Below are 6,693 nucleotides of genomic sequence, written 5' to 3' on the forward strand. Positions count from 1 at the left end.
GCATCTTCAGGGTATCCGGCGCGCAATGAGCCTTGGCCAGCGAGCTGTTGAACAGCAGCTTGTCGTAGATCTTCACTTCGTCACTGACCCGCAGGCAGTACGGCACTTTGACGATGTAGATCCGGTCGATGAAGGCTTCGTTGTTCTTGTTGTTGCGGAAGGTATGCCATTCCGATTCGTTGGAGTGGGCCAGCAGGATCCCGGTGAACGGAATCGCACCAAGACCTTCGGTGCTGTTGTAGTTGCCTTCCTGGGTAGCCGTCAGCAATGGGTGCAGCACCTTGATCGGTGCCTTGAACATTTCGACGAATTCCATCAGACCCTGGTTGGACCGGCACAGTGCGCCCGAGTAGCTGTAGGCATCGGCGTCGTTCTGTGGGAATTCCTCCAGTTTGCGGATATCGACCTTACCCACCAGTGCCGAGATGTCCTGGTTGTTTTCATCGCCCGGTTCGGTCTTGGCCACGGCGATCTGGTTGAGGATCGACGGATAGAGTTTGACCACGCGGAACTGGCTGATGTCGCCACCGAATTCGGCCAGGCGTTTGGTGGCCCATGGCGACATGATGGTGTTGAGGTAGCGCCGTGGAATGCCGAAGTCTTCCTCGAGGATCGCGCCATCTTCGGTGGCGTTGAACAGACCCAGGGGTGATTCGAAAACCGGCGAGCCCTTGATCGCATAGAAGGGTATTTTTTCCATCAGTTGCTTGAGCTTCTCGGCCAGGGACGATTTACCGCCACCGACGGGGCCAAGCAGGTAGAGGATCTGTTTCTTCTCTTCCAGGCCCTGAGCGGCGTGGCGGAAATACGATACGATCTGGTCGATGCATTCTTCCATCCCGTGGAAGTCTTCAAAGGCCGGATAGCGGCGGATCACCTTGTTGGAAAAGATTCGCGACAGTCTCGAGTTGGTCGAGGTGTCGAGCAGCTCCGGTTCTCCGATGGCCAGCAGCAGACGCTCGGCGGCGGAAACGTAGGCGCTGCGGTCCTTTTTGCACAGCTCCAGGTACTCTTGCAGAGAGAGTTCTTCCTGGCGTGTGGACTCGAAGCGTTGTTGGAAGTGGCTAAAGATACTCATGACGTCACCTCGCTCGATACGTGGAGCCGACGCCGGATCACTCAGTCGATGCTGGCAGCAACCGAACAGGCGGTTGCTGTTTACCCCCCAGAACTCCCTCAAGGCTTACCGCCCCGAAAGCTACTCCCGATGACCCGTGCGCCGGTGTACCGGCTCTCCCCTGTTTTGGATGGCCTGCGCTTAAGGATAGTTGGGAATTCGGCAGGTAAAGGCGAGATACGAAATTGTTTGTGGCAGACCGTTCGTCTGCCACCGCGCCAGCCCGCGGGAGCCGGGGCCTGCAACGTTACAAAAAAATTATTCGGAGGTGCCTTGTGCGGTTTCTGCTGGATACGTCGTACGCCACAACTCAAATCCGCCATCCATGCTGTAGACGTCGGAGAAGCCCTGGMTGATCAGGTAGGCGGCCGCGCCCTGGCTGGAATTGCCGTGATAGCAGACCACCACGGTCGGTGCGTCGAGGTCGGCACCCTGGATGAAAGCGTGCAGGGAATGATTGTCCAGATGCTTGGAGCCTGCGATGTGCAGGGCGGCAAAAGTGGCCGGGTCGCGGACGTCGACCACCACCGCGCCTTGTTCGCGCAGGGCCTGGGCCTGTTCCGGGGGGATACGTTTGAATTCGCTCATGGCGGGCTCCTGTGGCTCGGCTGAATGGGCAGTCTAGCGCGGGGCGCCGGCTGACGATGTTTGGGGAATGGATAAGGCGACTGGCGGCACGACATGACCGTGTTCGTCGCATTTGCAGGAAAGGCGCTCACCGCTGTCGACGTTCATCAGGGTCAGGGCGCCGCCCCAGACGCAACCGGTGTCGAGGGCCGAGATGCCCGGCTCGTCGCACTTGCCTTCCAGTGCTGCCCAGTGACCGAAGATGATTTTCACATCCCTGGTCTTGCGCTCCTTGTGCTGGAACCAGGGCTTGTAGCCGGCGGGCGCGGTATCGAGGCCTTCCTTGCTCTTGAGGTCGAGTTTGCCTTCGGCGGTGCAAAAACGCATGCGCGTGAAATAGTTGGTGATCGCCCGCAGGCGCGTTACGCCTTTGAGGTCGTTGTCCCATTTCGCCGGATCGTTGCCGTACATGCCATCGAGGTAAGGCGGCAACAGGTTGTCGTCACGCAAGGCAGTCTCGACTTCGGCAGCACACTTCAAGGCTTTGCGCAGCGACCACTGGGGTGGAATGCCGGCATGGACCAGTGCAATGTTGCGCTGTTCGTCGTAGTGCATGAGCTTTTGCTGGCGCAGCCATTCGAGCAGTTCGGCGCAATCCGGCGCTTCAACGATCTCGCGCAGGGTATCGGCCTTCTTCAGGCGCTCGATGTTGCGTCCGGCCGCCAGCAGGTGCAGGTCGTGGTTGCCGAGCACGCACACCAGCGATTCGCGAATGCCGTAGAGGAAGCGCAAGGTTTCCAGAGACTGCGGGCCGCGGTTGACCAGGTCGCCCACCAGCCACAGACGATCCCGTTGTGGGTCGAACGCCACTTGTTTGAGCAGGCATTGCAGGGCTTGAAGGCAGCCTTGCAGGTCACCAACCGCGTACGTCGCCATCAGTGCAGGGCTCCGGGCACCGCCAGGCGGAAGGGCGCGATGATGGCATCGAAATGTCTGCCGTCGTCGGAAAGCATCTGATAGGTGCCTTGCATGGTGCCGACCTTGGTGGTCATGACCGTGCCGCTGCTGTAGGTGTGGCTCTTGCCGGGGTCGATCAACGGCTGCTGACCTACCACGCCTGCGCCGCGCACTTCTTCGACATGCCCGTCACCATCGGTGATGACCCAGTGCCGTGAAAGCAGTTTGGCGGGCATTTCGCCGTTGTTTTGCACGGTGATGGTGTAGGCGAAGGCAAAGCGGTCGTGCTCGGGTTGCGATTGTTCTGCCAGATAGCGGGTGACGACGCTGACGTCGACCTGATAACGAGGATCGGACATGCAAGGGGCCTTAAAAACGAAGCGGGACGCGGGGCGTAGCTGATGGGTTCAGTCTAGGCCAAGTATCGGGTAGTAGACCAGAGTGGTGTCCTACCCGATAGCGCTTATCGCCTGTCAGACTGCAACTGGCGTTTGTGGCGCTTGCTCGCTGAGCTTGTCGGCCAGACGCACGAAGGCGGCCAGGTCGAGTTGCTCGGGACGCAGGCTGCCATCGACGCCGGCGGCTTCGATTTCGGCATTGCTCAGCAGCAGCTTGAGGGTGTTGCGCAGGGTTTTGCGGCGCTGGTTGAACGCTTCGCGCACGACGCGCTCCAGCAAGCGGTGATCCTTGGCCGGGTGCGGCAATACCGCGTGGGGCACCAGGCGCACGATGGCCGAGTCGACTTTCGGTGGCGGGTTGAACGCGCCTGGGCCAACGTTGAACAGGTGCTCGACCCGACAGTGGTACTGAACCATGATCGACAGGCGGCCCCAGTCACCTCCACCAGGACCGGCAGCCAGGCGCTCSACCACTTCCTTTTGCAGCATGAAGTGCATGTCGCGGATCAGGTGCGAGTTGTGCAACAGGTGAAAAATCAGTGGCGTGGAGATGTTGTACGGCAGGTTGCCGACCACGCGCAGGCTACCTGGCGCGGCATTCAGGCTGTTGAAGTCGAACTTCAGTGCATCGCCCTGATGCAGATTGAAGTTGCTCCTGCCGGCAAACTGCTGGTTGAGGATCGGGATCAGGTCCTTGTCCAGTTCCACCACGTCGAGTTGCGCGCCGCTGCTGAGCAGGCCTTGCGTCAGTGCGCCCTGGCCCGGGCCGATTTCCAGCAGGCGGTCTTCTGCCTTGGCATGAATGGAACGCAGGATACGGTCGATAACGCCGGCATCGTGCAGGAAGTTCTGGCCAAAGCGTTTGCGCGCCTTGTGTTGGTATTGCTCGGTCATAAACGGGTCTCGGCCATCTGGTAGGCGGTTTCCAGGGCGACTTGCAGGCTGCCGGTGTCGATCTTTCCACTGCCGGCCAGGTCCAGGGCAGTGCCGTGGTCGACCGAGGTGCGGATGATCGGCAAGCCGAGGGTCACGTTGACTGCTGCGCCAAAGCCTTTGTACTTCAGCACCGGCAGGCCCTGGTCGTGGTACATCGCCAGCACCGCATCGCAGTGCTCCAGATATTTGGGGGTAAACAGAGTGTCGGCGGGCAGGGGGCCGCGAAGGTCCATGCCCTCGCCGCGCAAGCGCTCTAATGTGGGTTCGATGATATCGATTTCTTCATGGCCCAGGTGTCCGCCTTCGCCAGCATGGGGGTTGAGCCCGCAGACCAGGATACGTGGCTGGGCGATGCCGAATTTGTTTTGCAGGTCGGCGTGCAGGATTCGCGTGACGCGTTCCAGGCGCTCCGGCGTGATTGCATCGGCAATCTCGCGAAGGGGCAGGTGAGTGGTCACCAGGGCCACGCGCAAGCCACGTGTGGCCAGCATCATCACCACTTGCGCGGTGTGGGTCAGGTCGGCGAGAAATTCCGTGTGCCCGGAAAAGGCGATGCCGGATTCGTTGATCACACCTTTGTGCACCGGCGCGGTAATCATGCCGGCAAAATCCCCGCTCAGGCAGCCCTGGCCGGCGCGGGTCAGGGTTTCCAGAACGAAGGCAGCGTTGGCCTTGTCCAGTTGCCCGGCGACGACCTTGGCATTGAGCGGCGTGTCCCAGACATACAGGCTGTTGGCCGGCGCGGGTACATCCGGCCAGTTGTCCGGTTTTACCGGCAGCAAGTCGACAGCCACGCCCAGTTGCGCGGCCCGCTCAGTGAGCAGGTCGCGGCTGGTAATGGCAATCAGGGGGTGGGGCTGGGCTTGGGAGGCGAGCAGCAGGCACAGGTCAGGACCTATGCCGGCTGGTTCACCGGGTGTCAGCGCGAAACGTTGGGTTTTCACTGCGCTGCCTGGTCGGCGCCAGGGAGTTTGATTTCCACGTACGCTTCATCACGGATCTGACGCAGCCAGGTTTGCAGCTCTTCGTCGTATTTGCGGTTACGCAAAACGGTCATTGCCTGTTGCTCGCGGGCCTGTGAGGTGCTGTCGGTGGCGCGACGGCCAAGGACTTCCAGGACGTGCCAGCCGTATTGAGTCTGGAACGGCCTGGACAGCTGACCTTGCGGGGTCTTGGCCATCACTGCGCGGAACTCGGGCACCAGCGCGTTCGGGTCGATCCAGTTCAGGTCGCCGCCGTTGAGGGCGGAACCCGGGTCTTCCGAGTAGCTTTTCGCCAGCTCACCGAAGTCTTCACCAGCTGCGATACGGCTGTAGAGCGACTCGGCCAGGGCCTTGGTTTTCGCTTCGTCGCGGATCGGGCTCGGTTTGACCAGGATGTGGCGAACATGCACTTCATCGCGCATCTGGGTCTCGCCGCCACGCTTGTCGAGAATCTTCAGGATGATGAAACCGCCCGGGGTGCGCATTGGCTGGGTGACATCACCCACCGGCATGGTGCTCAGCAGACGATCGAACGGCGGAGGCAGTTGAGCGGCCTTACGCCAGCCCATGTCGCCACCTTCCAGTGCGGTTTCGCTGGCGGACTTGGCGATGGCCAACTGACCGAAGTCAGCGCCTTGCTTGAGTTGCTGGTAAATCGCATTGGCCTGTTTGGCTGCATTCTGAATCGCGTCGGAGTTGGCGCTTTCCGGCGTAGGAATCAGGATGTTGGCCAGGTGGAACTCTTCGGACAGCTGCATTTTGCCCAAGTCGGACGCCAGGAAGTTCTTCACTTCCTGCTCGGAGACCTGAATGCGTTCGGCAACCCGACGCTGGCGCACACGGCTAATGACCATTTCGCGGCGAATCTGCTCACGCGCGTCGTCGTAGGACAGGCCGTCGCGAGTCAGGGCGGCGCGGAACTGCTCGACTGACATGTTGTTGCGCTGGGCAATGGTGCCGACAGCCTGGTTCAACTCTTCATCGGTAATGCGGATGCCGGAGCGATCGCCGATCTGCAATTGCAGGTTTTCGACGATCAGGCGCTCAAGTACCTGCTGCTCCAGCACACTGGCCGGCGGCACGGCAGAGCCACGCTTGGCAATGGTTTGCTGAACGTCATGAACGCGCTGGTCCAGTTGGCTCTGCATGACCACGTCGTTGTCGACGATGGCCACCACCTTATCGATGGACTGTACGGCGGCACTGGCCGCCGTGCTCAGGAACAGCGCGCCCAGCATCAGCGGGCGCAGACAATCAGAAAGCTTGGTCTTCACGTTCACGATAACCTTGAATGCCTTTGTCGAGGAAGCTCTCTGCCTTGGCGCCGGTGAGGCCGCCGAGTCCCTTCAGAACAATTTGGAGGAAGACGCCATGGTCGCCTTTTTCGTTTTGCGGTGCTTGCTGGCTGAACTCGTCATAATCAACGAAGTAGCGGTTGATCAGGCGCAGTTTCCAGCAGCAACTGTCGTACTCGAAACCACCGAAGGCTTCCAGGGTACGGTTGCGGTTGTAGTCATACTGCCAACGGCTGATAGCGCTCCATTGCGGCACGATCGGCCAGATCACCGAGAAGTCGTGTTGCTGGATCTTGTAGTAATCCTTCACGAAGCCAGGCTGGCCAGGGGTGCCGTAGTCACCGCCGAACTGCCATTTACCGGTGTTCTGGTTGTAGATCACCTGGTCGTTACGATAGCGATAGCCAACGTTGACGACCTTGTTCGGGTTGTCTTCAGGC

General features: G+C 60.4%; 8 protein-coding genes. All 8 read right to left on the reverse strand.

The window, feature by feature from the left end; genetic code table 11:
- Window positions 1-1,078, reverse strand: a 1,078-nt coding sequence (locus AC1DVH_RS24335; RefSeq protein ID WP_477755968.1) for a PrkA family serine protein kinase, incomplete at its 3' end; no start/stop codon positions are given.
- Between the two features lie 297 nt (window positions 1,079-1,375).
- On the reverse strand, window positions 1,376-1,705 hold the full coding sequence (gene glpE / locus AC1DVH_RS24340) for a thiosulfate sulfurtransferase GlpE (RefSeq protein ID WP_477755969.1): 330 nt from the start codon (window positions 1,703-1,705) through the stop codon (window positions 1,376-1,378).
- A 33-nt stretch (window positions 1,706-1,738) separates the two neighbouring features.
- Entirely contained in the window at window positions 1,739-2,620 is an 882-nt protein-coding gene (locus AC1DVH_RS24345; RefSeq protein ID WP_477755970.1) for a symmetrical bis(5'-nucleosyl)-tetraphosphatase, read from the reverse strand.
- Window positions 2,620-3,000, reverse strand: coding sequence for a Co2+/Mg2+ efflux protein ApaG (apaG, locus tag AC1DVH_RS24350; protein WP_477755971.1), 381 nt, complete (start codon window positions 2,998-3,000; stop codon window positions 2,620-2,622). The genes AC1DVH_RS24345 and apaG overlap by 1 nt, the downstream gene beginning before the upstream one ends.
- A 114-nt stretch (window positions 3,001-3,114) precedes the next feature.
- Window positions 3,115-3,933, reverse strand: coding sequence for a 16S rRNA (adenine(1518)-N(6)/adenine(1519)-N(6))-dimethyltransferase RsmA (gene rsmA, locus AC1DVH_RS24355; protein ID WP_477755972.1), 819 nt, complete (start codon window positions 3,931-3,933; stop codon window positions 3,115-3,117).
- Window positions 3,930-4,919 (reverse strand): 4-hydroxythreonine-4-phosphate dehydrogenase PdxA, encoded by a 990-nt coding sequence (gene pdxA, locus AC1DVH_RS24360; protein ID WP_477755973.1) that lies wholly within the window; start codon window positions 4,917-4,919, stop codon window positions 3,930-3,932. The genes rsmA and pdxA overlap by 4 nt, the downstream gene beginning before the upstream one ends.
- Window positions 4,916-6,232 (reverse strand): peptidylprolyl isomerase SurA, encoded by a 1,317-nt coding sequence (gene surA / locus AC1DVH_RS24365; RefSeq protein WP_477755974.1) that lies wholly within the window; start codon window positions 6,230-6,232, stop codon window positions 4,916-4,918. Before surA ends, pdxA begins: the two co-directional genes overlap by 4 nt.
- Window positions 6,213-6,693 (reverse strand): LPS assembly protein LptD (lptD, locus tag AC1DVH_RS24370; protein WP_477755975.1); only part of this gene is annotated, 481 nt, incomplete at its 5' end. The genes lptD and surA, both read right to left, overlap by 20 nt.

It is taken from the genome of Pseudomonas sp. P4_C3 (assembly GCF_056402075.1).